Annotated in this window: 22 protein-coding genes; 3 read left to right on the top strand and 19 right to left on the bottom strand. The window is 45.4% G+C overall.

What is annotated here, in order from left to right; genetic code table 11:
• Window positions 1–33: 33 nt before the first annotated feature.
• The 8 genes from ACRRU2_RS10010 to ACRRU2_RS10045 all read right to left on the bottom strand — a co-directional run bounded on the left by ACRRU2_RS10010 (window position 34) and on the right by ACRRU2_RS10045 (window position 10,714).
• Complete coding sequence (locus ACRRU2_RS10010; RefSeq protein ID WP_331699891.1) at window positions 34–966, bottom strand: Gfo/Idh/MocA family oxidoreductase; 933 nt, start codon at window positions 964–966, stop codon at window positions 34–36.
• 1 nt (window position 967) lies between these two features.
• A complete protein-coding gene (locus ACRRU2_RS10015; RefSeq protein WP_331699890.1) occupies window positions 968–2,101 on the bottom strand; it encodes a mandelate racemase/muconate lactonizing enzyme family protein in 1,134 nt (377 codons plus the stop codon).
• Window positions 2,102–2,103: 2 nt separating this feature from the next.
• Entirely contained in the window at window positions 2,104–3,222 is a 1,119-nt protein-coding gene (locus tag ACRRU2_RS10020; RefSeq protein ID WP_432501234.1) for a Gfo/Idh/MocA family protein, read from the bottom strand.
• A gap of 170 nt (window positions 3,223–3,392) precedes the next feature.
• Window positions 3,393–4,160 (bottom strand): NlpC/P60 family protein, encoded by a 768-nt coding sequence (locus ACRRU2_RS10025; RefSeq protein WP_432501396.1) that lies wholly within the window; start codon window positions 4,158–4,160, stop codon window positions 3,393–3,395.
• A 469-nt stretch (window positions 4,161–4,629) separates the two neighbouring features.
• Window positions 4,630–5,544: a cation diffusion facilitator family transporter gene (locus tag ACRRU2_RS10030; protein WP_432501237.1), complete on the bottom strand. Its 915-nt coding sequence runs from the start codon at window positions 5,542–5,544 to the stop codon at window positions 4,630–4,632.
• 1,241 nt (window positions 5,545–6,785) lie between these two features.
• Window positions 6,786–8,405: an ABC-F family ATP-binding cassette domain-containing protein gene (locus ACRRU2_RS10035; protein ID WP_432501239.1), complete on the bottom strand. Its 1,620-nt coding sequence runs from the start codon at window positions 8,403–8,405 to the stop codon at window positions 6,786–6,788.
• Between the two features lie 158 nt (window positions 8,406–8,563).
• Window positions 8,564–9,628 (bottom strand): Gfo/Idh/MocA family protein, encoded by a 1,065-nt coding sequence (locus tag ACRRU2_RS10040; RefSeq protein ID WP_432501241.1) that lies wholly within the window; start codon window positions 9,626–9,628, stop codon window positions 8,564–8,566.
• A 45-nt stretch (window positions 9,629–9,673) separates the two neighbouring features.
• Complete coding sequence (locus tag ACRRU2_RS10045) at window positions 9,674–10,714, bottom strand: MBL fold metallo-hydrolase (RefSeq protein ID WP_432501243.1); 1,041 nt, start codon at window positions 10,712–10,714, stop codon at window positions 9,674–9,676.
• 334 nt (window positions 10,715–11,048) lie between these two features.
• Between ACRRU2_RS10045 and ACRRU2_RS10050 the strand changes: the two genes are divergently transcribed.
• Window positions 11,049–12,200: a conserved virulence factor C family protein gene (locus ACRRU2_RS10050; RefSeq protein ID WP_432501398.1), complete on the top strand. Its 1,152-nt coding sequence runs from the start codon at window positions 11,049–11,051 to the stop codon at window positions 12,198–12,200.
• 149 nt (window positions 12,201–12,349) lie between these two features.
• Here the strand turns inward: ACRRU2_RS10050 and ACRRU2_RS10055 are convergent, their stop codons facing one another.
• The 3 genes from ACRRU2_RS10055 to mutY all read right to left on the bottom strand — a co-directional run bounded on the left by ACRRU2_RS10055 (window position 12,350) and on the right by mutY (window position 15,603).
• On the bottom strand, window positions 12,350–13,639 hold the full coding sequence (locus ACRRU2_RS10055) for a transglutaminase domain-containing protein (protein ID WP_432501245.1): 1,290 nt from the start codon (window positions 13,637–13,639) through the stop codon (window positions 12,350–12,352).
• Between the two features lie 124 nt (window positions 13,640–13,763).
• A complete protein-coding gene (locus tag ACRRU2_RS10060; protein ID WP_432501401.1) occupies window positions 13,764–14,387 on the bottom strand; it encodes a bifunctional 4-hydroxy-2-oxoglutarate aldolase/2-dehydro-3-deoxy-phosphogluconate aldolase in 624 nt (207 codons plus the stop codon).
• A 22-nt stretch (window positions 14,388–14,409) separates the two neighbouring features.
• Window positions 14,410–15,603 carry an A/G-specific adenine glycosylase gene (gene mutY / locus ACRRU2_RS10065; protein ID WP_432501247.1) on the bottom strand — a complete coding sequence of 398 codons (1,194 nt, stop codon included), beginning with the start codon at window positions 15,601–15,603 and terminating at the stop codon, window positions 14,410–14,412.
• A 133-nt stretch (window positions 15,604–15,736) separates the two neighbouring features.
• On the opposite strand from mutY, the gene ACRRU2_RS10070 reads away from it, so the two are divergent.
• Window positions 15,737–16,087 carry a c-type cytochrome gene (locus ACRRU2_RS10070; protein WP_432501250.1) on the top strand — a complete coding sequence of 117 codons (351 nt, stop codon included), beginning with the start codon at window positions 15,737–15,739 and terminating at the stop codon, window positions 16,085–16,087.
• A gap of 542 nt (window positions 16,088–16,629) precedes the next feature.
• Here ACRRU2_RS10070 and acpS read toward each other — a convergent pair.
• The 6 genes from acpS to ACRRU2_RS10100 form a co-directional block, all read right to left on the bottom strand.
• Window positions 16,630–17,022 (bottom strand): holo-ACP synthase, encoded by a 393-nt coding sequence (acpS, locus tag ACRRU2_RS10075; protein WP_331699646.1) that lies wholly within the window; start codon window positions 17,020–17,022, stop codon window positions 16,630–16,632.
• A gap of 18 nt (window positions 17,023–17,040) precedes the next feature.
• Window positions 17,041–18,534: a copper resistance D family protein gene (locus ACRRU2_RS10080; protein WP_432501253.1), complete on the bottom strand. Its 1,494-nt coding sequence runs from the start codon at window positions 18,532–18,534 to the stop codon at window positions 17,041–17,043.
• Window positions 18,535–18,703: 169 nt separating this feature from the next.
• Entirely contained in the window at window positions 18,704–19,513 is an 810-nt protein-coding gene (gene nadE, locus ACRRU2_RS10085; RefSeq protein ID WP_432501255.1) for an ammonia-dependent NAD(+) synthetase, read from the bottom strand.
• 14 nt (window positions 19,514–19,527) lie between these two features.
• Window positions 19,528–19,959: a BrxA/BrxB family bacilliredoxin gene (locus ACRRU2_RS10090; protein ID WP_331699649.1), complete on the bottom strand. Its 432-nt coding sequence runs from the start codon at window positions 19,957–19,959 to the stop codon at window positions 19,528–19,530.
• Between the two features lie 141 nt (window positions 19,960–20,100).
• Window positions 20,101–21,777, bottom strand: a complete 1,677-nt coding sequence (locus tag ACRRU2_RS10095) for a two-component system sensor histidine kinase NtrB (RefSeq protein ID WP_432501257.1) — start codon at window positions 21,775–21,777, stop codon at window positions 20,101–20,103.
• Between the two features lie 19 nt (window positions 21,778–21,796).
• A complete protein-coding gene (locus ACRRU2_RS10100; protein WP_432501259.1) occupies window positions 21,797–22,633 on the bottom strand; it encodes a lysophospholipase in 837 nt (278 codons plus the stop codon).
• Window positions 22,634–22,763: 130 nt separating this feature from the next.
• On the opposite strand from ACRRU2_RS10100, the gene ACRRU2_RS10105 reads away from it, so the two are divergent.
• Complete coding sequence (locus tag ACRRU2_RS10105) at window positions 22,764–24,035, top strand: NAD(P)/FAD-dependent oxidoreductase (protein ID WP_432501262.1); 1,272 nt, start codon at window positions 22,764–22,766, stop codon at window positions 24,033–24,035.
• A gap of 258 nt (window positions 24,036–24,293) precedes the next feature.
• Here the strand turns inward: ACRRU2_RS10105 and ACRRU2_RS10110 are convergent, their stop codons facing one another.
• The gene (locus tag ACRRU2_RS10110; RefSeq protein ID WP_432501264.1) at window positions 24,294–24,500 is read right to left on the bottom strand and encodes a hypothetical protein; all 207 of its coding nucleotides are present in this window, start codon (window positions 24,498–24,500) and stop codon (window positions 24,294–24,296) included.
• A gap of 850 nt (window positions 24,501–25,350) precedes the next feature.
• The gene (locus ACRRU2_RS10115; protein WP_432501266.1) at window positions 25,351–25,527 is read right to left on the bottom strand and encodes a hypothetical protein; all 177 of its coding nucleotides are present in this window, start codon (window positions 25,525–25,527) and stop codon (window positions 25,351–25,353) included.
• Window positions 25,528–25,625 lie beyond the last annotated feature (98 nt).

Raw genomic sequence — 25,625 nt, forward strand, 5'->3', positions numbered from 1 at the left:
CACTTTTCTTTATTATTTTTACATCTGGTAAAACTATAATTTTACGAGTTGATTATACTCCCTGCTTTTATTGCAAGCTTCTATGAAGCGTATAATAGCCAATGTCTCTTCTGGAGCAACAGCAGGCTTGCCGGTTCGGAACATATCGATTATGTTTTCAAGCATAGTAACCGCCATAGGCTTTTTGCTGGCTGCGGAATTTATGTGAATGCTTCTATTTGCATAGTGCAATGTGGCTCCATACTGATAGTTGCCTGTACGGCTGCCGCGTATTGTGCCGATCCTCCCGTCCTCCCAAAGCGCGGTTGCATGCTCGAATTGCTCATTGAACGTCACTTGCACCTGCTTGCATGCTGTGCCCATCGTACGGAATAGCATTTCAACGCCATGTATACCATACCAAAACCAGCCCGGATTCGTCGCTTCAAGCCCCATGGGGGTGTAGCAATCCATACCCGTCACCAGAGGATCAGCAGCAATTGCTTCCTCCAGTTGATCGAGATAACGCAATACGGAGCAGCTCATTACGGGGATGCCGTACTCGGCGGCAAGCGTATAGATCGATTGTGCCTCCTTCAAGCTGCATGTGAACGGCTTGTCTATAAAGACGGGCTTCTTATATTTGACTATCGCTTCAAATTGGCTTTTATGCACTCGGCCGTCAACACTCGTTATGAAAAGGGCGTCAGCAGCTTCGGCAACTTCCTCTGCTGTTTTCATAATCGCAACGTTGTATTGCTCTGCCAATTGCTTCGTGAAGCCGTCAACTCTGCTGTAGCTCGCCTCCAAATCAGGCGAACCTCCTGGAAAACCGGCAATCACTTTCGCACCTGGAACAGGATAGGCATACTGCTCATCATTAAGTATTTCTGCAAATTTAATAACATGCGAAGTATCCAGCCCGATCATGCCCAGCTTCAATACCGGCTTGCTATTGCCGGAATCTTTCCCCGCGTCTAAAGTCATGTTACTTCCCCCGTTCCCGAGCGGCCAAATGACGCACTTTTTGTTCATCTACTGCAATTCCCAGCCCAGCTCCTGCTGGAAAAGCAATTTTACCGCCCTTCACCTCAAAAGGCTGCTCCAAAATATCATCCTCCAAAAACTGCGGCCCGTTCCAAGCGCATGGCTTTGTAATGCCGAATGCGCATGCCAGCTGTAAATTAGCCGCTAATCCGACTCCTGTCTCTGTCAATCCGCTGCATATGATCATTAATGGTGTATACTGGGCCATTTCCATACAAATTCGAGACATAAACAAACCGCTGTTGCGGCTTGGCTTAGACACGTAAGCCGTAATTAGATCATGGCGTATCCACTCCATCAAATCTCTTGGTGTTGCAATAGGCTCATCTACGCCTAATGGAATATGAATACGCTGCTTAATTGCTGCCAAATCCTTCAGCTGGTTGGAAGCAAGCGGCTGCTCCAAAAAATCGAGGCCGCTTCTCTCCAGCTCAGGCAATATGCGCATAATATCATGGAGAGCATATCCGCCGTTAGCATCTCCCCATAGGTAGCCGTCAGGCACTTTCTCCTTCACATAATTACACTGCATAATATCAAACGACGGATTTACACCCAGCTTTAAATTAAAGTTTTCATAGCCATTATCCAAGCCTTCCGCAACCGAGCTTTTCAAAGCGTCCAAATCTGCTGCGCTTGCTGTCCAGCTTAGAACAGCTTCCTGCGCAGGTTCATAGCCCCAAAGCTTGGCGACAGATACTCCCCTTGCCTTTCCGACAAGGTCATGGACAGCTATATCTATCGCACTTTTTGCAATTGGATGCGCGGCAGAAAATGCTGGCGCGATAACAGCATTCATCGCATGGTGCAAGCCGGCAAAGTCATCTGCAGTTCTTCCGATAATGGCGGGAATAAGGTACTTCTCCAGCGTGCTGACTACTGTCTCCATCGTTTCAGATGACCAGAGCCGGCTTGGCGAGCCTTCCCCCCAGCCAACGTTGCCCGCTTCATCCGTCAGCTTTACTAATACGACCGTTCTGCCGCTCGCTGCTCCGCCTATAACTCCGCGCGAGGTTTTGAAAATACCCTTCATTGGAATCTGAAAAGGGAATACCTCTGCTTTTATAATTTTCATGCTTATCCCCCCCGTACAGATTTTTTAACATTCGCTAAAATGCCTTCTGCAGTATACCAAGGATCATCCGGCGTGATCGGAAAACGGACGCGCTCGCCAAGTGTAGCCGATTTATAAATCCCTGTAATTGCCTCGATCGTTTTCCGGCCTTCTGCGCCGCTTACTAACGGCTCTTTATTTTGCAAAATCGCTTGAAACAAATCATAATATGAATCTGCGTGGTTGGGCTTTGGCAAATCCAGCTCTGGAACAACCGCAGCAGCCAGCGCCTCCATTTTTGCCACCTCATCCGCATCTAATGCTGCGCCGCCCTGCTCCGATTGCTTGACCGCATGGACCGAATAGGGATAACTCACATAATGATTATTCGATGAGAAGCTCATCGTATGCCCTTCCTTAACCGTATTTAATGAGCAGCTGGCCTGTGCCACTGCGCCATTCTCAAAGCGGAACATGGCCATGGACAAATCTTCTACCTCTATATCGTGATTAAGCGTTTCCATTTCTGCTTGAACACTCGCTAGCGGCGTATCCATCAGCCACAGGAACAAATCCAAAGTATGAATCGAATGATTCATCGTGACGCCGCCGCACTCGCTTTTAAAATTGCCGCGCCAAGGCACCTCGTAATATTTGCTGCCGCGCCAGTAATTACCGCTCATTTGCGCATATACAATCGGTCCCATAAGATCGGAAGATAAAATACGCTTAATCTTTTGTATGTCATGAATAAAGCGCAATTGGAATACGGTAGCTAACTTGCAATTATTTGCTTTGGCGGCTGCAATCATTTCATCGCAATCCTGAAGCGACGGCGCCAGCGGCTTCTCACATAGTACGTGCTTGCCATGCTCAAACGCTGCGATAGCTGGTTCTTTATGAAAAAATGGAGGCGTGCAAAGCGAAATGACTTGAATGTCATCCCGTTTAACCATTTCGCGGTAATCGGTATATACAGCTGTTCCTTCGCCTGCAAGCGCTGCACATTCCTCTGCCTTTTCTAGAGACAGATCGGATACTGCTTTTATTTCACACATTTCACTCAGTAACAAGCATGATTGAATATGCCGTTTAGCGATGATTCCGCAGCCTACAATCCCAATTCCAATTTTTTTATTCAATGTCTATTCATCTCCTATAAGCAGTCTTATTCATCCAGCTCAAGCTTCCATTTCATCATACAATAAAAAACCTGCCTCATAGCTAAGGCAGGTTCAACAGGAGATTATTATACAATTGAAAATATCATATTCATAGTGTCCGTTTCTTCTAGGACATCTAGCTTCTCAAACTATAGTGCGCTGCCGCCATACAAGAAGCGGTATTCCCAATGCGTGCCGCTGATTTTACTTGTGCGTACACCGCCGCTTTCTTTGGAGTAGGTATGAAGAATTTCGTTATTGCCGAGGTAAATACCTACATGAGTAATTCTTTGCGATGATTTGTTAATACCGCTGTATGAGGAAGATTTGCTACCTTTGTAAGACATAAAGAACATCAGGTCTCCACGCTTAAGGCTGCTAATGCTCGTTTTTGCATTGCCTTTATCCTTCACGTATTGTCCTTGCTTGCGTGAATCGCCCGGCAGTTTTACGCCAACAGCGTCAAGGAATGCTCGTTGTACAAAGGCCGAGCAATCAAACGTTTTGGTTGAATTACGATTTGAGCCAAACTCATAAGGAGTTCCCCAATATTTCATACCCGCAGAAATTACCTTTTCTACTGAAGCATTGCTTGTTTGTGAGCCTTGGTCGGAACCGGTAGAGCCAGATCCGCTATTGCTGGAGCCTGATGAGCCAGACCCAGATCCTGCTTGTCCTGTCAAACTTAAATATTTGGAGTTCGTGGACACATAGCCTGTTTTACCGTTTTTGTCTGTAACCTTGTACCAGCTGCTGTTCAGCTTACTTATAATCGTTACGCTTTCGCCTTTTTTAAGCATGCGTATAATTTTTCCGGACGTAGAAGCTGAGGTGCGGAAATTAACACCATATTTAACTGTAGCCGTTTGTACTGCCTGTACACTCGAAGCTGCATAAGCAGATGGAGCTGTCGGCATGGCAAACGAGCCCAAAACTAAACTTGTAGAAAGAACGGCAGTAGCTAATAACTTTACCTTCGTAGATCGTTGCAATGAATACGCCTCCTCTTGATGAATGTTGCAGCCGGTCATCGGCGACAAATTCATTGTAAGTTTAGACGTATTGGACAGGCATCGACCTATCCTCCTAAATCAAATTACCGCTTTTGGGAGTTAGGTATTACATTATTTTGCTAAGAAAAAATTAATAAAAAGGCATCTCTTCCAATGAGATGCCTTTACTGGTATATGAGCCCAGCCTGTTACAGCTGGCTTATTTTCTTATATAGGAGGCGGCCCTGCGCTACTCATTTTTCTCATACTGCATAGGACAAAAGACTCAATTTTGTTATTGTATAAAAATGGGTTGGCTGTATTTACCAGCATAAACCCTGTACTTTTCTACCATTTTATTCATGAGATTATGCTGTTTTCTACTTCTCGAAGACTATGACTTCCCTTCCTCCAATGGCTCAACATGCACATGAACGCTCATAATATTATGCTTGCGTCTCATTCTGCGCTCAATTTCATCGCATATACGGTGGCTTTCCTTCAAGCTCAAATCCGAATCAACCAGTACAATTACATCAAGCAGCACCTTGCTGCCATGAATTCGCGCTTTAATATCTTTAATTTTTTTAACGCCTTCTGTTTTGGCAATAGTAACACTTAGCGAGCTGAGCTCCTCCTTATTAAAGCCGTCCGTGAGTGCGTGTGTACAGCTATAAAAGATGTCCCATGCTGTCTTGCAAATAATAATTCCAACCGCTAGTGCTGCAACAGGGTCCAGCCAAGGCAAGCCGAACTGTGCACCTATAATACCAATGGCAGAGCCTACGCTTACTAAAGCATCCGATAAATTGTCTTTAGCCGCTGCATGCAGCGCTTGACTGCCGATTTTTTTGGCTAGCCTGCTGTTATAAATATAAACCAATCCCATACATAACGCCGAAAATCCAGCTACAACGGCAGCTAGTAAATTCGGCGTTCGCTCGACCGTATCAAATAATGACTTAACTGCGGAAATAAGTACTTGTATGCCGACAGAAGCCATAATAAATGAAGCGATAAGTGCTGCAATAGTTTCTGCTCGGAAATGACCGTATGGATGATCTTGATCGGGCGGCTTTTGCGATATGCGCAAGCCAATTAGAACTGCTACAGATGCTACGATATCCGTCAAATTGTTATAGCCGTCCGCCACAAGCGCGCTGGATACAAACCAATAGCCTGCAATTAGCTTTATCGCCGTCAGCCCCAAATACGAGCCAATGCTAACCCAGGCACCCTTCTCTGCTTCTTTAATTTCACTATACTGATTCAGTGTCTTGGCCCTCCTGTTACTTAATAACGGTATCATAACCGAACAACCCCGTGTGGGTCTAGAGAAACAGTGTTGACCTTATTCCGACTTTTATGCGCTTGTGCAACACAGTTGGGTTCGCTCAAGGATGAAAAAACTTATAACTCAACTTCCGCGAGCAAAAATCGGCATAAATGCATGATGCAACTGGCTAACGGTTGCCATAGAGGCTATTTCGATTATTTTAGCTCATTTGAGAATGTAATGGTTGCCACGAGCGCTATTGTACCTTATATCGAGCAAAATCAGTGCTTTTTTGGAAATTAAGCGCAATAGCAACCATTAGAAAATTTAAACCATTATTTTTACACGAATAGCGTTTGTGGCAACCCTTAGAAGTTCATCATTGCTCAAGCTTCTTATTGGTAATTTAACCTACTTTGTGCCGGTTATTCACTGCTGCATGCTCTAGCCTCGCTTGTGACTTTTGGGGATTCGTTTGGGCACCTTTTGTACGAAAAACCGTGCACAACGACTCACTTCCAACGTTTCCGGTCTCCTTTTATAAGAAAAAACCGTACACATTTCAGGCTATTGAAAAAATGTTCAACATTTGATAAGCAGAAAAGGGTAACGGAGAGCTAGATTGGGACTGGAGAAGCGATAGCGTCCGCCTTTGTAGGCCAATTTTAACCATTACAGGTTTTATAGGTGCAAAAAAATTGGCGTACAACAGCGGTCGTAAGCCCAAACTTGATCGCAGTGCCACCTCTTCTATTGCTTGTTTCATCATTCACAATGCATTGACAATCTCGCAAGCTTCGTTAGATCACAATGAACTGGACGCGGTCACACGTTCCGTTATTTACCTAAAAAGCGCCATTTTCTTCATTTCGCGGTCACACATTCCGCTATACGGCTCCAAATGAGGCACTTTCTGCGATTTATGGATCAATAACGGATCGTCTGTCACTTTGCCACCTCAAAACTACGATTTTAGGCGTAATAATGGAACCTCTGACCATCTAGCGAAGTTGTCGATTCATTCCACAAAACAAAGTCTGCTATTGCAAAATACTTATTGAGGTTTTTCAACAGCCTGACATTTGCACAATTTCAACTATGCTTTATTGCCAAAACAAAAACCAAACAAGGATAAACGGCTCCGCCGTCCTTCGCTTGAACGAAGGAGGGGCGTTTACCGATGAAGTATAGGAACAGGTATAAGGTGAAAACTTATACTTTCCTACTAATTCAAAAAAGCCGGAGAAAATCCCTCCGGCTTCGGTATGCTCACACTACTCAGCGTACATTTTTTCGCGCAATGCTTTAATTTCATCACTTTCAAGATACTCATCGTAGGTTGTCATACGATCGATAATACCGTTCGGTGTAATTTCAATAATGCGGTTGGCAACGGTTTGTACGAACTGATGGTCATGTGAAGTGAACAGAACTGTGCAGTCTGTATCGATCAAACCGTTATTCAGCGCTGTGATGGACTCCAAATCAAGGTGGTTCGTCGGCTCATCCATAATAAACACGTTAGCGCCTTCCAGCATCATCTTCGACAGCATGCAGCGAACCTTTTCTCCTCCGGAAAGAACGCTGGCTTTTTTCATCGCGTCATCGCCAGAGAACAGCATTCTGCCCAAAAATCCGCGCAGGAACGTCTCGTCCGGGTCTTTGGAGTATTGGCGAAGCCATTCGACCAGATTTAGATCAACGCCCTCAAAATATGCCGAGTTATCCTTAGGGAAATAAGCGCGTGTTGTCGTAATTCCCCACGAATATGTGCCTGAATCTGGTTCAAGCTCGCCTGCAAGCGTCTGGAATAAAGCTGTTTTCGGCAAGCCATTAGGACCTACAAAAGCAACCTTATCGCCTTTGTTAATAGCAATTGTCATATTATCGATTACTTTTGTTCCATCCACTGAAATCGTAAGGCCTTCAGTAAGCAGCAACTGCTTGCCAGCCTCCCGCTCGCCTTTAAACAAAATAAATGGATATTTGCGATTAGATGGACGAATATCATCCAGTGTAATCTTATCAAGCAATTTTTTACGGGAAGTAGCCTGCTTCGACTTGGATTTATTAGCGCTAAAGCGCTGAATAAACGCCTGAAGCTCTTTAATTTTATCTTCCTTCTTCTTATTCTCGCTGCGCATAAGAGAAAGAGCCAGCTGGCTGGATTCGTACCAGAAATCATAGTTGCCGACATACATTTGAATTTTGCCAAAATCAATATCCGCAATATGCGTACAAACTGTATTCAAAAAGTGACGATCATGGCTGACTACAATAACTGTGCCTTCATAATCTGCCAAGAAATCCTCGAGCCAGCGAATCGATTCAATATCCAAGTGGTTGGTAGGCTCATCGAGCAGCAAAATATGCGGAGAGCCAAACAAAGCCTGCGCCAGCAATACTCGAACCTTCTCATTGCCGCTCAGCTCGCTCATCTTCTTATCATGAAGCTCAGGCATAATGCCTAGGCCATTAAGCATTTCAGCCGCCTCTGACTCAGCTTCCCAGCCATTCATATCGGCGAATTCGGCTTCCAGCTCACCAGCACGCATGCCGTCTTCATCAGTAAAGTCTGCTTTTGCATACAAAGCATCCTTTTCCTTCATAACCTCATACAGCTTTTTATGACCCATAATAACGGTCTCAAGCACAACATACTCGTCGAACTCGTAATGGTTCTGCTTCAGTACAGCGAATCTCTCGCCTGGCGTAATATGCACTTCGCCTTGTGTCGGCTCGATTTCGCCGGAAAGAATTTTTAGAAATGTAGATTTACCTGCGCCGTTAGCGCCGATTAGGCCATAGCAGTTGCCTGGCGTAAATTTAATATTAACATCCTCGAATAACGCTTTTTTGCCAAAGCGCAATGTAATACCCGAAGTACTAATCATTGATTTAATCCCGTCCTTCACTCTTTGTGCTTATCACAGACCATTATAGCATATAATGAAGCAATAATTCATAGAAAAACCCACAGGTGCCGCGAAGCAGCATTTTCCCTTGTGGGCTGATCAGTTATATTTAACGAATTTGGCTAGTATAACTTGCATTACCAAGCAAGCTTAATTGCATCGCCGGTACGCGATGATTCGTAGATCGCATCCAAAATACGATTGTTTGTATAACCGCTTAAGCCGGATGTAATCGGCTCTTTCCCTTCCCGGATACAAGCAACGAAATGGCGGGCCATCAAATAGCGCTCATCATCGCCTTCCAGCGGTTCAATTTCCTTCGTAATGACCTCATCTCCCTCGTAGGTTTCAAAGGTTGCCTGTTTGCCTACGATGGAAATGCCTCCTTTGGTGCCCATTAAATATATAAACGGCGCTTCTGGCAATCCTGCTGCGTGTGCTGCCCAGCTAACCTCTAGCGATAAAGTTGCTCCATTATCCATTTTGATCAAGGCTGAAGCCAAATCCTCGACATCATAAAAACCGTTCCAATCCGGCGTGCCCCAGCTTCCAATTCCGCGGCGCTGCGGTCCAAATTCGGAGTAAGTAGAGCCATAAACAGAAATTGGCTTTGGACTTCCCATTAAGTATTGCGACAAATCGAGCATATGAACGCCGATATCGATAAGCGGTCCGCCGCCCGATTGCTCCATTCTAGTAAACCATGAGCCCCAGCCCGGAATCCCCTTTTTGCGCAGCCACCCTGCTTTGGCGTTATAAATATGTCCGAGGTCGCCGTTATCGATCATTGCTTTGACAGCGCGGCTAAGCGGAGTCCAGCGCATTTGATGCGACATCATTAATATTTTGCCAGATGCCTTGGCAGCTTCATCAATAAGTCGCGCTTCTTCAGCGTTAATAGCCATCGGCTTCTCCAGCAGCAAATGCTTGCCTTGCTGCAAGGCTGCAATAGCGAGCTCGGCATGAAATTTATTCGGCACACCGATTATAACCGCATCGATTTGATCATCCTCAAGCAGCGCTTGCGGTGATTCATGCACCTTCTTAATGCCATGCTCCTGTGCGCGCTGCTGCGCAAGCGGCAAATAAACATCGGTAACAGCGGCAACCTCTGCCCCTTCAGTATGGCTGAAAACCTCCATATGAACATTGCCGATTGCTCCTGCACCAATCATTCCAATACGAATCTTCTCTAGACCCATGAGATACCTCCGATTATGATGACCAAAATAGATACAATTCCCGCTTTATTTGCCCGCTACCCGCCAAGTCTCACCGTGCGGAAGCACGATGATCTTCTGCTCATCCATACGCAGCCTGCGGCGTTCAGCCTCCAAACGATCAAGCGCCTCGCGCGGCGTGTCATCCGCAAGCTTGAACGAGCCATAGTGCATCGGAACAAACAGCTTTGCCCCAGTATCCAAAAAAGCTTGAAGCGCTTCCTCTGGCGTAACATGCTGCGGCCCCATAAACCACTCTGGCTCATAGGCGCCTATCGGCATTAAAGCAATATCTATTATATACCGTTCTCCAATTTCCTTAAACCCGGCAAAATATCCGCTGTCTCCCGCAAAATAAACAGTAGGCGCCTCGTTTACAATTGGTCTTGCCGCTTTGCTGTGTTTGGCTACAGCAGATACATAGGCCAAGGCGTCTTCCGTGCTTTCTTCACTTTTGCCGCCAGCTTGACTTAAAGCACTTTCCAACGGCTTCATAATCCAGCCGCCCCAGTGTGAAGAGTTCGTATCCCATGGATTGCGTCTCGTCCAATGCTGGGAAGGTACGAATATAAATTCAACCCCTCCAACAACTATCGAATCCCACCAATTCAGCTCCTGCACCTGATCAAAGCCCTTCAGCTTCAGCTTGGAGCTCAAGCCTGCTGGAACAAGAATTTGCTTGCCTCGAAGCTTGCGAAGCGAAGTAATGTTCAAATGATCATAATGGGAGTGGGAGATTAGCACCACATCAATCGGAGGAACATCCTCGATTGGAATGCCTGGCGGCGACAAGCGCTTCTGCATCGCCATCTGCCCTGCCCAGACCGGATCGGTAATAATATTAAGTCCGCACAGCTGAATGAAAAAGGTGGAATGCCCTACCCATGTAACCGAAGGCATTTTACCGTTATTTTTTAAGTATGAAAGATCAGGTTGCACGTTGGGAACTACATACGAATAGTCCTTATGCTTAAGCTTGCGCGCTCGCTCCTGGCGCCAGCGTTTGAACTGCTTGAAGGAATTTTGCTGTTTAACAGGATCCATATTGCAGTATTTTCGAATTCTCATTTACTCACCTCTTAGCCAACAGATCGAATTATTAATAAGATACCAAGCGCTAGTATTAAAAAGCAAATAGTAACATCCTTATAATTGGTATTTTTGTGGCAATGAATTGCCTTTCCTCATTTTACGCTTTTAAGATTAGAGAAATATTAAAACATACAGTAAATAAATACTTTCTAATTATTTAAATGCTAACTGTTAATATTAGTTACGAAAGCTTGATTGGCCCCATAAGTATTTCTCTAGACATATGTATGCGGCGGCGAGCATCACAGACAATAAAATGGTATAGTAACTATATACCTTAAAGCGATAATTTCAAAACAAGGAGGCCATGATGAAGCTAATATCGATCGAACCAACACCTAGCCCCAATTCTATGAAGCTTAATGTTAGCGAGCTGCTCCCGCGCGGACAGCGACTGGATTATAAAGCATCAGACAGTGAGCAAGCACCTGAATTATACCGCAAGCTGCTAGCCATTCCCGGCGTGCGCGGCGTATTCCGCACAGCTGATTTCATAGCGCTTGACCGCAGGCCTGGCGCAGACTGGTCCGTTATTCTTGGAGAGGCCAGCCAGCTATTTGACAATAACGGCGCGGGGCAAGATGACGGCCCTGCTGCCGCCGCTGGAGTGACCAGCTATGGCGAAGCCCAGGTGCTTGTCCAAATGTACCGCGGCATTCCTATGCAAATCCGCGTAAGATTCGGCGATAACGAGACAAGAGCCGCCATGCCGGAACGGTTCGTAGAAGCTGTTACGCGCGCAGCGGGCTCCACTATGATTCGAGAGCGCAAGCTTGAGGAATTTGGTGTTCGTTATGGCGAGCCCGAGGAAATCGCGGCAGAAATTATTAAGGAGCTTGAAGCTTCATACACGCCTGAGCGTCTGAAAACTTTAATTGAAGCTTCGCTTGCCCTTGGTTCAGCAGAGGCGCCGCCTGAAACACAAACGATCAGGCCGCAGCCGCTGCAGCTTGCAGAGGTCGAAGAGAAATTCCAGTCGGATGACTGGCAGGAGCGCTATGCGGCGCTTGACCGTTATGTCAGCTCAGAGGAAGGCCTGCCGCTGCTTGCAAAAGCGGTTAAAGACGAAAACACTTCGATTCGAAGACTAGCCGTCATATATTTGGGAGACTTGCAATCCAAAGATGCATTGCCTTATTTGTATACCGCATTGAAGGACAACTCCGCTTCGGTGCGTCGTACAGCTGGCGATACCCTGTCCGATCTTGGATTTACGGAGGCTATCGCCCCTATGATCGAGGCGCTGCAGGATAAAAATAAGCTTGTGCGCTGGCGGGCAGCCCGCTTCCTCTATGAAGCGGGTGATGAAACTGCACTTGAGGCTTTGAGGGAAGCTGCCAAGGATGCTGAATTCGAAATACAGCTGCAAGCGCGCATGGCGCTTGAGCGTATTGAACGCGGTGAGGAAGCAGCGGGCTCGATTTGGCAGCAAATGACTGCGGCCCGCAAGCAGCAAGGTTAAATTTTGTGCCTGCCACATCCAATAGAATGATGTATTTTGGCAGGACTTTCCTTATTTTAGGCTGATTAACTTTTTTAATCATCTACTTTTTCTTAAAAAAGCCGAGCGGACTAGTGCAGTCCCTCGGCATTTCGACTTTATGCTTACTGTCAGTAATCTAACTGAACCGTCACGAGCTGCGAGCTTCCGTCCTTCATCTCGCTAAATGTAGCTTTATAGCTGATCGTCCGATTCAAAGCCTCCATAGATTTTTTCAATGCATCCTTAATGCCGGTAGAGGCATCATAACGGAAGGTTACCTCCTTGGCATTTGCCTTTATCGTCCGGTGAAATAATTGCGACATTTCGTCGACCGTGCTGACTGTATGCTCATCATCATACCAGTGCAGGCCAATCTGCTCTCTAATCGCAGTAAATTTGGCGATTTCAGCCGCTGCTTTGCCCTGGTCACCATCCTTAGGCTGCTTGCTTGCAATAAGCAAATTTAATTGCTCGCTGTAATTTGTGTCAGCTGAAGGATAAGTTTTGGTCCAAGTATGATCCTTCCTAAGCTGCTTATCCGTAACTAAATAATAATCATAGGTGCCGCCTTCAATATTCGTCGGATCATCCCAAGTAACGTCCAGATGGTACCAATTGCCGTCGAGCTTCACCAAATTCCAGGAATGCAGGCCGGTATCCACCTCGCCCTCGGTAATCATATTTTCTATGCCTGCCTCACTAAGCAGCCTGTACGTTATTAATGAGTAACCTTGGCATACGGTCGTTCCTCTTGTCAGCGCATCATATGCCGTATAATAAGTCAATGATTCGTCGTATTCGACATTATCAACAATCCAGTCATGGATGGCAAGCACCTTCTCATGATCATTCATGCCCTTGTGAATTATCTTTGCCAATATATCCTTGGCGCTGCGATTTACCAGCTCCGTCTGCTCAAATGATTCGCGATAAGCAGCATCGATATTAATTGTATTTTTATCGCCCCAGCTTTTCGTATTAATACGGTAGGAGGACAAAATATAAGCCGTATAGTCATCTGCAGCTAGTGCAGTATCTACGAGGTTCTGCAAATTGTTGGACAGCTTGCTGGAATTACCATAATAAGTAATCGTAAATTGTTCTTCTCTATTTAAAAATGCTTTTCTGATCTTCTTTTCCAGCTCAGCATATTCCTCATCTACTGCGGGATTATTCTTTTCAAGCTTTTCATCCATGCTTTCGAGCACATATTGATCATCCTGCTTGCCTGACTGCTCCGCAGATGCCGTCTCACTGCTGTCGTCATGCCCTTTGCCGTCGGTTTGCGAATCTGATTGTAAAATAGCTGCTTCGTTCACATCAGCTGGATCTGAAGCTTTCTTCACAAGCGTATTTACATAGTACACGCCAAATATAATCAAGCCTATCCATAACAGCCGCATAAACTTGCCCTTCATCGTCGCTGCCCCCTTTCGCCTGTCTAATAACAGCATATGCTCGAGCAGTGCTTGTCACACCTGTTCATTCTGCATTCAAACAAAATATGATAGGATGGCCATCTCAACGGATTGCAGCTTTAAGCTACAGCTTACTTACAGCCTGTTTAAATTGCTTTGCTTTTTCGATAATAAGCTCATACTTGCCTTCTCTAACCCATTCCATATTGACTAGCTTGCTGCCCATCCCTACAGCCACCGCGCCGGCACTGAAATATTCGGCAATATTGTGCAAATCAACGCCGCCAGTAGCAATAATCGGGATATGGTCAAGCGGCGCTTTAATTTCCTTCATATAACCTAAGCCCAAAGATGCCATCGGGAACAGCTTGACTGCATCTGCTCCAGCCTCGTAAGCTTTCACAATTTCAGTAGGCGTCATGGCGCCTGGCCATACAGACAAGCCGTGCTGCCTGCCGTAATCAATAACAGCTTCATCTACATTAGGCGAAATCAAAAATTGAGCGCCAGCGGCCACGGCTTCCTTCGCGCGTTTCAAATTCGTTACTGTGCCGGCACCAATATGAGCTTGCTTTCCGAATTTATTTTGCCAGCGCTCAATCATTTGAGCAGCTCCGTCTGTGTTCATCGTAATTTCCATAAAAGAAATGCCGCCAGCTATAAGCGCCTGTGCCGTTTGATCCGCATGCTCGTTATTGATTCCGCGAAGTATGGCAATAATTTTATGTTTCATTAATTGATTCAGCATCTCATTCAAATGAATAACCTCCCTATGAGCCCCAATATTGCTTTAATATTTTAATAAACAAATTTGGAAATGGCAGCTGCTCCATATCTTCCTTGCTGATCCAGCGATACGCTTCTTTGCTCTGCTGCGCCGAAGCTCCGGAGTGAGCTTCATAATTAGCAGCTGCTTCTGCAGCCGATGCCGCTTCCTCAGCGCCTCCGCCTAAAACGCCCAAATCGGCAACATATATTCTCATTCTCCAATGAATATGGCTGAATATATGATCCCCATCCATCAGCCATTGCAGCGGACGAATAAAAAGTCCTGTTTCCTCTTCGATTAAGTCGCCGAGCATTTGGGCCAGTTCAGGCTGTTCTTTATCGGCCTTTTCCGCAAACCATTTCTTGCTTTCATTAGCCAAAAGCAAATGCGGAAGCTCCCACATCTGTGCAAGCAGCCCTTCGGCCGGACGCTGGCGAACAAGGATCTTGCCCTGATGCACTCCGCTGCCTTCCACAATAACAGCACCTCTATATTCATCCCGCGGCGGCTTTGCTTTTGTTTTGATCGGCAGCACTTGCTCCATTCCTTCCAAGCGTGCCGAGCAATGCTCCATAACCGGGCAAATCAAGCAAGCTGGAGATTTCGGCGTGCAAATCAAGGCGCCAAGCTCCATCAGCGCCTGGTTGAAATCTCCCGCTTCTCCTTCTGGAATAAGGGAGACCGCCAGCTTCTCGATCGATACTCTCGTTGCCGGCTTGGCAATATCGTCCTGCAGCAAAAAATACCTGGACAGCACACGCATGACATTGCCATCCACAGCAGGCTCTGGGCGATTGAAGGCGATGCTCATAATCGCTCCGGTCGTATACGGGCCAACTCCTTTAAGGCTTGCAACCGATGCCGTATCATCGGGTATTATTCCTTCGAAGCTTTCCATTACCATCCTGGCACCTGCTTGCAGGTTACGTGCGCGTGAATAATAGCCCAGACCTTCCCAGCATTTCAGCACTTCTTCCTCCGGCGCCTCCGCCAAAGCTTTTACACTAGGAAACTTGTCCATAAATCGCTTGTAATAAGGAATGACGGTATCAACTCTCGTTTGCTGAAGCATAATTTCCGATACCCAAATCCGATACGGATCTTTATTTTCTCGCCATGGCAAATCACGCTTTTGCACCTTGTACCATGCCAGTAATTCTGTTCCATATATGCGTTTTCTATCTAATTCGTTCATCCCAACCACCTATTCGCTTGCTTGCTGTAAGTTTGTTTCATCATATGATACACTACTAATAGCTACACTCTATTATACGAGCTAACATTATACAATACTATGCATTATTACATAAGTGCTAGGAGGACAGACCATGTCTACAAAAATTTCTACGGGAGTCAAGTTAAGCGCAGCAGCGATTTTACTCGTTTCCCTTGCAGCCTGCGGCGGCGGCGGCGGTAAAAAAATTACCGGCAGAGAGCTGCTGGATGCTCCTATGGAAGTATCCACTGTTTACAAAGTGAGCTGCGTAAGCTGTCATGGAACGGATCTGCAAGGCAGAATCGGCCCCAACACAAATTTGCAAAAGATTGGCGAACGACTTTCCAAAGAGGAAATCGCCAAGCAAATAGAAAATGGCAGCGAGGGTATGCAGCCCTTCAAGGATACATTGACCGCAGAAGAAATTGACGGCTTAGCTACTTGGCTTGCAGGCAAAAAATAATAAGTATAACGGCTTCTCCGTCCTTTGGACAGGCGCGTTTCCCGGTGAATTATAGGAATAATAATAAGGCGAAAACTTGCACTCGTTTCTAGATTTTGGAGAAATTACTGCTTCGTATAGCAAAACGCCCCTATAAACAACTGCCATAATTGCCTAATGGTTGCCAGAGAGGCTATTTCGATTATTTTAGCTCATTTGAGAATGTAATGGTTGTCACGAGCGCTATTGTCCCCTTTCTCGAGCAAAATCAGTGCTTTTTGGGAAATTAAGCGCAACGGCAACCGTTAGAAAATTCAAACCGTCATTTTTGCACGAATAGCGTTTGTGGCAACCTTTAGAAGTTCATCATTGCTCAGTATACTCTGCGACGAAGTAAGTCAGCTCGACTTCAGTAATGGACCGCCGGTTTCACCAGTTGCTTCAAGGCTTACCTGCCACATTAAAGCCCCGAAAGTTGAGTTGAAAATTTTTATGAATTTAAAAAAGGTATCCCTTTGGCTTAACGCCAAGCGGATACCTTTTTTTTGTTTGCTAACTGAATATTAGAGACGCTCTGCTACTGCAAAGGCTGATGCCAGATGATGCTCATGCGTGATCGTAACGTGAAGCTTCACTTGATTGGCATCCAGACCGAGTCTTTCCCAGGCCCTTTCAGTCAGCGAGCACTGCGGCTTGCCAAGAGCATCCTTGGAAAGCCCAATATCCGTAAAGCTGAGCACTGCTCCTAGTCCAGTTCCGAATGCCTTTGCCACCGCTTCCTTGGCAGCAAATCTGCCCGCTGCAAATTGATATAATCTTGCACCGGTGTACTGCTCTGCCAGCGCCCTTTCGCACTCAGTCAAAATCCGCTCTATAAAACGCTTGCCCGCTTTTCCTTCAAGCACTGCTGCCACGCGGTCCACTTGTACGATATCATGCCCAATGCCAATGATCATTAAAAAACCGCCTTACCGTTATTTTTGCGCAGGACCGCCGATCACTTTCTCATAATGAAATTCATTGCCGGCTGAATCGGTAATGTCAACGACCGCCTTGTTTGGCAAGAGCAGATCAGCGAAAGCACCTTTTGCACTGTAATTATATTTGGCGAAGCCTGGGAACTCAAACTTATTGCCCGTCTCTTCCTCTATCGCTAATGGAACTGTTATCGGCTCTTCATCAGCTTTAGCAGGATCTAGCGATTGAATCGATACGGTTGCGCTGACAGGTGCTCCTATCCCTTCAGGCAGCCAAACCATCAATCTTACAAGCTGCTCATCAGACTCATAGCCGTTGGATACCCGCAGCGTCATATGCGCCTCCTCGCCCATCTCATGCCAATGAACCGGTTCAGAAGAGTTGAAAACATCAGCGTTGGGCGGAGAAGTCGAGGACAGCCAGCCCGCAGCAATAATCAGACAAATCGCCACTGCAATTTCCGCACGCACACCCGCCAGCAGCCGCTGTACGCTAGCTCCGCTGCTTTTGTTTGCCTCGCTTGCAGCATACAAGCTGGAAAGGCCGGAAGAATTCTGGCTTGGTGACACGGCAGCTTCGATAGCCGGCATAAACCATAATCTGTGCAGCGCGCCCAAAACAATAATGAGCAGCAAAAGAAATGTTTTTACGAGAATTAGAAATCCATATTGGCTGGCAAACAGCTGCTTGTAGGAAGTAATTTGCGCAAAGGTTAGCCATAGCGCACTAAAAATAATAATGACGATGCTAGGCAGCGCCCACTTGGCAAATCTGCCCGCTACCTCATTAATACGATGAATGGACGATGGACGGCTGGCCAGAGAAAATAAACCAACCAGTCCTCCCAGCCAAATTGCAGCCGCAGCAATATGTATCGCATGAGCTGTTATTAAGCCGAATGCTCCTGTCTCCGCCGCATTCGCATGGCCTGTCAGCGGGAAGGTTACCATTAAACCGGCTGCTGCTAAGTATTGCAGCGGTCTGGCCCAAGCCTGCTCCTTTTTCGGCGCAAAAGCAAGCAGCAAAATCAATAGCGCACCCGCAGGGCGAAGCATAGCAATTTTACCTATTGAGGTCGCGGTTGCAATCGTTGTAATCGGAATGCCGCCAAGCTGGTCGGAGAGCATGGACAAACGAGCTATGCCGCTAACTGCCCAGATAAGCGCTGCTATAATCATTGTAATTCTTTCAGCTTTTTGACTAAAGCCATACGGGGCCTGCTCATCGCTTTTCCACATAAAATAACGGAAAAACAATATGCCCACAATAGCGACAGCAGCAATAATTTCGGCTATGCGCATTGCAACCATCAAATTTTGTCCGCCAACATGTTCATGATCGCCTGATGAATGATCATGCTCAGCCGCAATATATGAAAGCGTCCCCTCATCATATGGATATGCAGCGGCTTCAGTTATGGACGGAGCCGACGGAATCCACATCACGATTAGAAGCATCGTTAAAAAACCAAGTATTGCAAATTTCTTCATTATGGATAGCCCCCGAATTTCTAATTTAAGGTATAACCATTATTGTATCAGAATTATGATCTATTCGCATGACCACTAAGAGCCAGCATCTGTGAAGGATATGTGAAAAAAGCTGCCCCAAGACCAGCTTGGATGCAGCTTTAATAGGTTTATGATGATGCGTGTGGTCTTAAACGCCTGGTATTGGCGATCGCTTGTGCTCAGTGCGCAAATATTGCTGCTCAAGCTTTTGCTTTGCGGCAGGATCAATATCTTTGCCTTCCAAGTAATCATTAATATCAGAATACGTAATGCCCAGCTCATTCTCGTCAGTTTGGCCTTCCCATAAGCCGGCAGTCGGCACTTTATCAAGAACGCTTTGCGGTACGCCGATATGGGCGCCGAGCTGATACACCTGGCGTTTATTCAAGGATTGCAGCGGCTCGATATCAACTGCGCCATCGCCCCACTTCGTATAAAAGCCGGTAATCGCCTCAGAAGCATGATCCGTGCCAACTACTAACAAATTGAGCTCCTGGGCTATGGCATATTGTACGACCATGCGTGTTCTTGCCATCACATTGCCTTTCGTTGCGCGGCTCAAATGTCTGGACATCTTGATCGACTTGAAGCTGTGCTCAACCTCCAGCGCAATTTCGTCGACAGCCTCTTCAATATTTGTTTCTGTCTTGTAAGCAAGCTGAAACGCTTCTGCCACCTCATAGCTATGATCAATATCCGTTTGCTGGCCATAAGGCTGAAATACGGCAAGCGTCATATAAGAACGGCCGGTTTCCGCAGACAATTCATCCGTGGCCCGCTTGCATAATCCAGCTGCCACAGCACTGTCGAGTCCGCCGCTGATGGCAATTAAAAAGCCGGTCGAACCAGATTTTTGCACATATTGCTTGAGATAATCTACTCTGATGCTTACTTGCTCTTCAACATCTATGGAAGGCTTTACGCCAAATCGTTCAATAATTTGCTGCTGCAAGCTCATAATGTATTAGCCCCTTAACAATATTTATCAAATGCCTCCGTCAAATCAGCAGCGATTTCTGCTGCAGAACGGTTTTCAATAGAATGGCGCTCTATAAAGTGAACAAGCTCGCCATCCTTCAAAAGCGCTATAGAAGGCGATGAAGGCGGGTATGGCGCAAAATATTCACGAGCTTTGGCAGTAGCTTCTTTATCTTGGCCTGCAAACACTGTATACAGATGATCTGGCGTCACGGAATGCTCCAAAGCTTGTGCAACGCCCGGACGGCACTGGCCAGCTGCGCAGCCGCAAACAGAGTTGATTACGATTAGCGCAGTGCCTTCAGCACCAGGTACATGCTCTTCTACTTCCTCTGGCGTACGAAGTTCTTTAATTCCTATTCTTGTTAGCTCATCACGCATTGGCTGAACCATATCTAACATATATCTCTCGAATGACATCGACATATTCAAACACTCCTAATTACATTATTTTAGCTACTATTATACCTTTAGGGCACATATGTGTAAACGGGTGTGAGAACCTGTACAAAGCTAATTTGTAGTTTTTACCCATTGTTGTATTATATGCTGGCTGCCTTTAGGTAATTAATGACTCGTTGCGCTCATCTCGACAGGTATTTGAAATTTTACAATAAATGACGTGCCTACGCCCTCAGTTGACTTCACATCAATCCAGCCATTATGCTTCTCAACTATACTAAGGCAAAGCGGAAGTCCAAGTCCTGTCCCCTTTGATCTTGTCGTAAAAAATGGTTCAAATAAGTGCTTAAGCGCTTCCTCAGAAATGCCGGCGCCTTCGTCGGTTATTTTCAAATACACATATTCATGCTCGCTGTAAGTGAAAATGCAGAGCGTGCCATTGTCTTCCATCGCTTCCATTCCATTGCGTACGAGATTAAGCAGCAGCTGCTTTATTTCTCTATCGTTCAGCAATAGGTGAGGCAGCGGATCCTGAAGCTTTACAAGCAAAGTCTGCCCGCGCAAATTCGCATCGGCCTTCAACAGCGGCAATAGCTCCGAAATAATATGATTGAGCGAAGTCAGCTCTTTTTGAACTTCACGATTTTGAGCTAAAGATAAAAAGTCGCTTATTATTAAATTAGCGCGATCAAGCTCTTCCATTACAATCCGATAATACTCATGCTGACCAGCAGGACTGCGCTCCCGCATAAGCTGAATGAAGCCTCTTATAACCGCAAGCGGATTTCTAATTTCATGCGTAATGCTGGCAGCCATTTGCCCGACTATGCTGAGCCGCTCCATACGTCCGACTTCATCGCGCAGCTGAGCCAGCTCGGTAATATTTTGAATAATGAGCGCAGCACCGGAAATTTCACTGTTATGTATATCGTACAAACTTACGGTCGTGCATAAATAAAAATCCTGGTCCAGCCGAACCTGCGCGAGAGAAGCGGTTTTCCCGGCTAAAGCGTCCTGCAGCAGCTTTACACCGAATTGACTGTCAACTTGATTGAAAAAATGCTCATAGCTGCTGCCCAATAATTTATCAGAGCTTTCATGACTTGATTTATGATTCAGTATAGCAATAATATAACTGTTGATCTGAGTAATATTCCCACTGTTGTCTATAATAATAACACCCAAAGAGGAGCGGTCAATAAATTGCTGGAGCTTTTCAACCTCGATAAAGTAATTCGTATACAACTGCTTATAATTATCATAGACCACTTTCTTTCTAATGATCGCTTCAAATCTGAAAAATACATACCACGCTGCAATAAAAAACATGGCAATAAACATAACGATCTGCAAGACTCTGGACCAAGTCCATACAAAATTATTTCGGTCTAATAAACTGAACAAAAGAATGCTCGTAATCGTCATCATTATCACTGCGATTGACAGCATTTTTTTAATTTTTATATTTCCTGAAATCTGCTGCAGCGCAGTAAGTAAAAATCTTATAAGCAGACTGGCAACTCCGATATAAAATAGCAGTCCAATATAATGCTCTATATTATCGTATGAACCGATATAAGTTGCCGCATATATAATTGACAGACTGAGTAAAACTGGGATTCCCCCGTATATCGCACCCGTCATAAAAGGAATCATCTGATAATTCAACTGCAAACCATAAAAGTCAATTGCTGTTAGCTTACATAAAACAATAGACGCTCCGCACACAACTACTATATACAATTGATGATTTTTCCATCGATGATCAATATCATGCCATAGCTGATAAGCGAATACCGGTAATAAGCAAATAAAAAACTGTAACAGCAACTCCTTCAACACCGAAGCCGAGCCTCCTTAACTACAGCTGTCTATTCATCCATAATATTATTTGCTCTATAGTTTTCTGCCCTTCTATGTCATGGTGCAGCTCGTGATATCCTCCTTCTAAGGTAATAAAATGACAGCGCTCTCCCAGCTGTCCGGCAAGCTTATTGCTTGCAGCATAGGACGTAATGCGGTCCGCATTACCGTGCATAAGAAGGAAAGGGACGTTTAATTGGCTTGCATGCTGGAGTGCCCACTGCCCGCCTTCTTCGATCTCAATAAATGCTTTTAAAGTAATTTTGGTATGGCTTAACGGATCGCCAACCATCGTTATTGCGTTTTGATTGCCGGGCCTGTACAAATCTTCTGCCTTTAATCCGGTAGACTGGTGCATTTCAGGCAATAGCTTCACCAGCTTTTTTCCAAGCCAAATCTTAAAGCCAGGCGGCTTGAAGGCGAGCTCAAGCCATGGGCTTGTCGCTATAAGCCCTTTGATAGGGGGCTGCAGCCTTAGCGCGCAATTCAATGCTATATTGCCGCCCATGCTATGGCCATACAGAAAAATAGGCACACCGGGAAATTTACTGCCTGCTTCCTCAATGATGCTCGCTGTATCAGTGAGTGCCGCCTCTAGTGAGAGGAAATGCCCGCGCTTGCCCTCAGAACGACCGTGACCATAATGATCAAACGCTATGACCGAAAAACCATTCCCTGTCATTTCCTTTGCTACATTAAGGTACCGTGAGCTATGCTCCCCGCTTCCATGCGCCAAACAAACAATTGCTTTAATCGGCTTTGCCTCGGGCATCCATTGCTGTACATAAAGCTCATAGCCATGCCGGCTGCTCTTGCGCCATTCCTCGTGAAGCATATTATCCACCTTCCCTTCATAGCTTTGTGCTTCATATTATATTCGATTATACTGTATGATGAATCTGTATATCGAGAGTATATCATGTTTTGTTTACAATATTTACGAAATATCGAGTGGAGCGTATAAAATGTCATATCATGTAATTGTTGTAGGTGCAGGATCAGCAGGCTTGATGGCAAGTATTGCAGCCAGTTCACGCGGCGCACGCGTGCTTTTAATTGATAAAGGAGACAAGCTGGGCAGAAAGCTGGGCATTTCAGGCGGAGGTCGCTGCAACGTAACCAATGCCAAGGAAATTGACGAGCTGATTAAAAATATTCCAGGCAATGGCCGCTATTTGCATAGCGCATTAGCTCAATTCAGCAATCAAGACATTATTCATTTCTTTGAAGCATTGGGGATTCGACTGAAGGAAGAGGATAACGGCAGAATGTTTCCCGTTTCTGATAAAGCCAAGACAGTCGTGGACGCGCTTGTCGGTAAAGTCCGTGCTCAAGGCGTCACCATTATGACCAACAGCCCCGTAGAGAAAGTTATTTATCACAATGGCAGCGCTGCCGGAGTTAAGCTGAAAAATGGACAAACCTTCAAAAGCAAGGCAGTAATTATCGCTGTCGGAGGCAAATCAGTGCCCGCAACTGGCTCGACTGGAGACGGCTATGCCTGGGCGGAGGAAGCAGGACATACTATAACGGAGCTTTTTCCGACAGAAGTGCCGCTTGTATCGCATCAAAAATTTATACAAAGCAAAGAGCTGCAAGGGCTGTCGCTTAGAGATGTAGCCTTATCTATATGGAATGAAAAGGGCAAAAAGCTGATTACCCATAAAGGCGATATGATTTTTACGCATTTCGGCTTATCTGGACCGATCGCGCTGCGCTGCAGCCAGTTTGTTGTTAAGCAGCTGAAAAAAACAGGGGATACCAGTGTACTTAGCACAATCGATTTATTTCCTGGCATGACGGTCCAGCAAGTATGTGATCATACGTATCAGCTAACTGCGGCTGATTCCAAAAAAACGGTCAAAAATGTATTGAAGAGCTTTATTTCGGAGCGCTTGCTTCCCTTATTGTTCGAGCAAGCTGGCTTGAACCCTGACATTACTCATGATCATATCCCGAAGCAAGCCTGGCAGCGATTTGCTGAGCTTGCGAAAGCTTTCCCTGTGCTTATCCATGGTACGCTGTCCATTGAAGAAGCTTTCGTTACAGGCGGCGGAGTCAATCTGAAAGAAATCGATCCGAAAACGATGGCGTCCAAGCTAATGGGGGGCTTATACTTTTGCGGCGAGGTTATGGATATACATGGCTATACAGGAGGTTATAATATTACGGCAGCCTTCACAACCGGACATTGTGCGGGAACGAATGCGGCTTATGAGGCTTTGGGCGAGTTGTAAAATGTGCTTTAAAGCGATTGGGGAGTGGCGTTCAGTGTTGAAATGAGGCTGCTTGCTGCTCAATTGATTATCTAACGAAGATTAGATGCGCTATTTCTTCAAAAACAGCACTTTAAAAATCGTAACGAATCGTGAGTTTCCTATCTGTGAACAAACGACTGTTTGAGACGACTTAAGCCCCCGATAAGATCGTATATCTTCGTTAGATTTTTAAAAATGGCATTTTAGGTTAAATAACGCATTCTCTGAGAGTGTCGATTAATTGTGGATAAAGCAACAAGCAAACGAAAGGGATGTTACTACGATCAAGTTTGGGATTCCGACCGCTGTTGTAGTCCAATTTTTTTGATGAAATAACCCCTGTAAACGATAAAATTGGCCTACAAAGGCGGACGCTGCCGCTTCTCCATTCCCAATCTTGCTCTTCGTTCCCCTTTCTTTTTGCTTGCCAATCGTTGCCCACAATTAATCGACACCCTCCTGAGAAGCGCACTGCAAGTCCACAAGGCACTTCTGAGCTCTAACGAAGCTAAGAAGCGCTATTCCCCCAAAACTGCCTCTTTTGAATTTGTAACGAATCTACATTGCACTATCTGTGAACAAACCGCACTTGGAGGCCCTTTTCCCCAAAATAAGGTTGCTCAGCTTCGTTAGATTTCGAAACTAGCAAATTTAGGCCAAATAGCGCAGTGAGGATTCGTTAGAAGGCCGTGTCTCTCTTGTGATCGTGCAACTCGACGCTCGCCCGCCCACTAAAGGGATTTCCTGTACTTAGATCTGCTGATTTTATTTTTTTTTCTGATCTAAATGGATTTTATGTAGTTAGAATGAGCAGAATTAGCCAAAACCAAGGAAACGCTCGAAACTAAGTACATGTATTCCCTTTAGACCAGCATATTTACCTAAAAAAGCTCAAACTAGATGCACAAAATCCACTTAGACACACAAATATTACTTATTCGCACAACTGCCACTTAACTGTATAGCTCCACGTAGACGCACGCAAGCCAAAAGCAAAAAGCCGCTAGAAATAAAAGCTTGCCTTGCTGCAATGGTTGTCAATTTCAAACTCACGCTAAGGTGGTTAGTTGCGCCAAAGCCTGGGTTTCTTCAGCATCTGAACACGGCCTGAAGTTGGGAAGCGAGGTTTTCCCCAATGTAGTTCACTCCGCTTAAAAGTCTCTCAAATACCTCTACATCCACTCAGAACTACTCTAATTCTGCCTTAACTAAAGGAAGATCTTCCTTTTCTCCACAATTAATCGACCCCCTCTCTTGATTCGTTAGAAACTTCTTCTTAGCTAATAAGTTAATTCTATGGATGTTTCCTGTTAGCAAATTTAATTTTTTGTATGAATTTGTAAATAATGCCCCATAATACTGGAAAGAAAATAATTCCAACTAGCAAAAAGCCGCTGACGTATGCAATTGCTAAAAATATTATGCCTATAGCAGATGTGCCTATGGCAATTTTCGTATTATATTTTTGCATAATCCAAACCTCCACATTTACATTTCAACCCAATTATAGCACACAAAGAAAAACGGCTCCGCCTGTCGTTGGAAAGCTAATAAAAACTGCCCCCGAAA

It is taken from the genome of Paenibacillus sp. GXUN7292 (genome assembly GCF_050864975.1).
Taxonomy (GTDB): domain Bacteria; phylum Bacillota; class Bacilli; order Paenibacillales; family Paenibacillaceae; genus Pristimantibacillus.

What these genes read in the sequence shown, in the direction of transcription:
- ACRRU2_RS10030 (WP_432501237.1), bottom strand. Translation starts at nt 5,544, where the DNA reads ATGATACCGTTATTAAGTAACAGGAGGGCCAAGACACTGAATCAGTAT.
- ACRRU2_RS10055 (WP_432501245.1), bottom strand. Translation starts at nt 13,639, where the DNA reads ATGAAGGGCAAGTTTATGCGGCTGTTATGGATAGGCTTGATTATATTT.
- ACRRU2_RS10015 (WP_331699890.1), bottom strand. Translation starts at nt 2,101, where the DNA reads ATGAAAATTATAAAAGCAGAGGTATTCCCTTTTCAGATTCCAATGAAG.
- ACRRU2_RS10070 (WP_432501250.1), top strand. Translation starts at nt 15,737, where the DNA reads ATGTCTACAAAAATTTCTACGGGAGTCAAGTTAAGCGCAGCAGCGATT.
- ACRRU2_RS10035 (WP_432501239.1), bottom strand. Translation starts at nt 8,405, where the DNA reads ATGATTAGTACTTCGGGTATTACATTGCGCTTTGGCAAAAAAGCGTTA.
- ACRRU2_RS10080 (WP_432501253.1), bottom strand. Translation starts at nt 18,534, where the DNA reads ATGAAGAAATTTGCAATACTTGGTTTTTTAACGATGCTTCTAATCGTG.
- ACRRU2_RS10060 (WP_432501401.1), bottom strand. Translation starts at nt 14,387, where the DNA reads ATGCTGAATCAATTAATGAAACATAAAATTATTGCCATACTTCGCGGA.
- ACRRU2_RS10100 (WP_432501259.1), bottom strand. Translation starts at nt 22,633, where the DNA reads ATGCTTCACGAGGAATGGCGCAAGAGCAGCCGGCATGGCTATGAGCTT.
- mutY (WP_432501247.1), bottom strand. Translation starts at nt 15,603, where the DNA reads ATGAACGAATTAGATAGAAAACGCATATATGGAACAGAATTACTGGCA.
- nadE (WP_432501255.1), bottom strand. Translation starts at nt 19,513, where the DNA reads ATGAGCTTGCAGCAGCAAATTATTGAACGATTTGGCGTAAAGCCTTCC.
- ACRRU2_RS10010 (WP_331699891.1), bottom strand. Translation starts at nt 966, where the DNA reads ATGACTTTAGACGCGGGGAAAGATTCCGGCAATAGCAAGCCGGTATTG.
- ACRRU2_RS10040 (WP_432501241.1), bottom strand. Translation starts at nt 9,628, where the DNA reads ATGGGTCTAGAGAAGATTCGTATTGGAATGATTGGTGCAGGAGCAATC.
- ACRRU2_RS10105 (WP_432501262.1), top strand. Translation starts at nt 22,764, where the DNA reads ATGTCATATCATGTAATTGTTGTAGGTGCAGGATCAGCAGGCTTGATG.
- ACRRU2_RS10090 (WP_331699649.1), bottom strand. Translation starts at nt 19,959, where the DNA reads ATGTCGATGTCATTCGAGAGATATATGTTAGATATGGTTCAGCCAATG.
- ACRRU2_RS10050 (WP_432501398.1), top strand. Translation starts at nt 11,049, where the DNA reads ATGAAGCTAATATCGATCGAACCAACACCTAGCCCCAATTCTATGAAG.
- ACRRU2_RS10025 (WP_432501396.1), bottom strand. Translation starts at nt 4,160, where the DNA reads ATGCCGACAGCTCCATCTGCTTATGCAGCTTCGAGTGTACAGGCAGTA.
- ACRRU2_RS10045 (WP_432501243.1), bottom strand. Translation starts at nt 10,714, where the DNA reads ATGAGAATTCGAAAATACTGCAATATGGATCCTGTTAAACAGCAAAAT.
- acpS (WP_331699646.1), bottom strand. Translation starts at nt 17,022, where the DNA reads ATGATCATTGGCATTGGGCATGATATCGTACAAGTGGACCGCGTGGCA.
- ACRRU2_RS10115 (WP_432501266.1), bottom strand. Translation starts at nt 25,527, where the DNA reads ATGCAAAAATATAATACGAAAATTGCCATAGGCACATCTGCTATAGGC.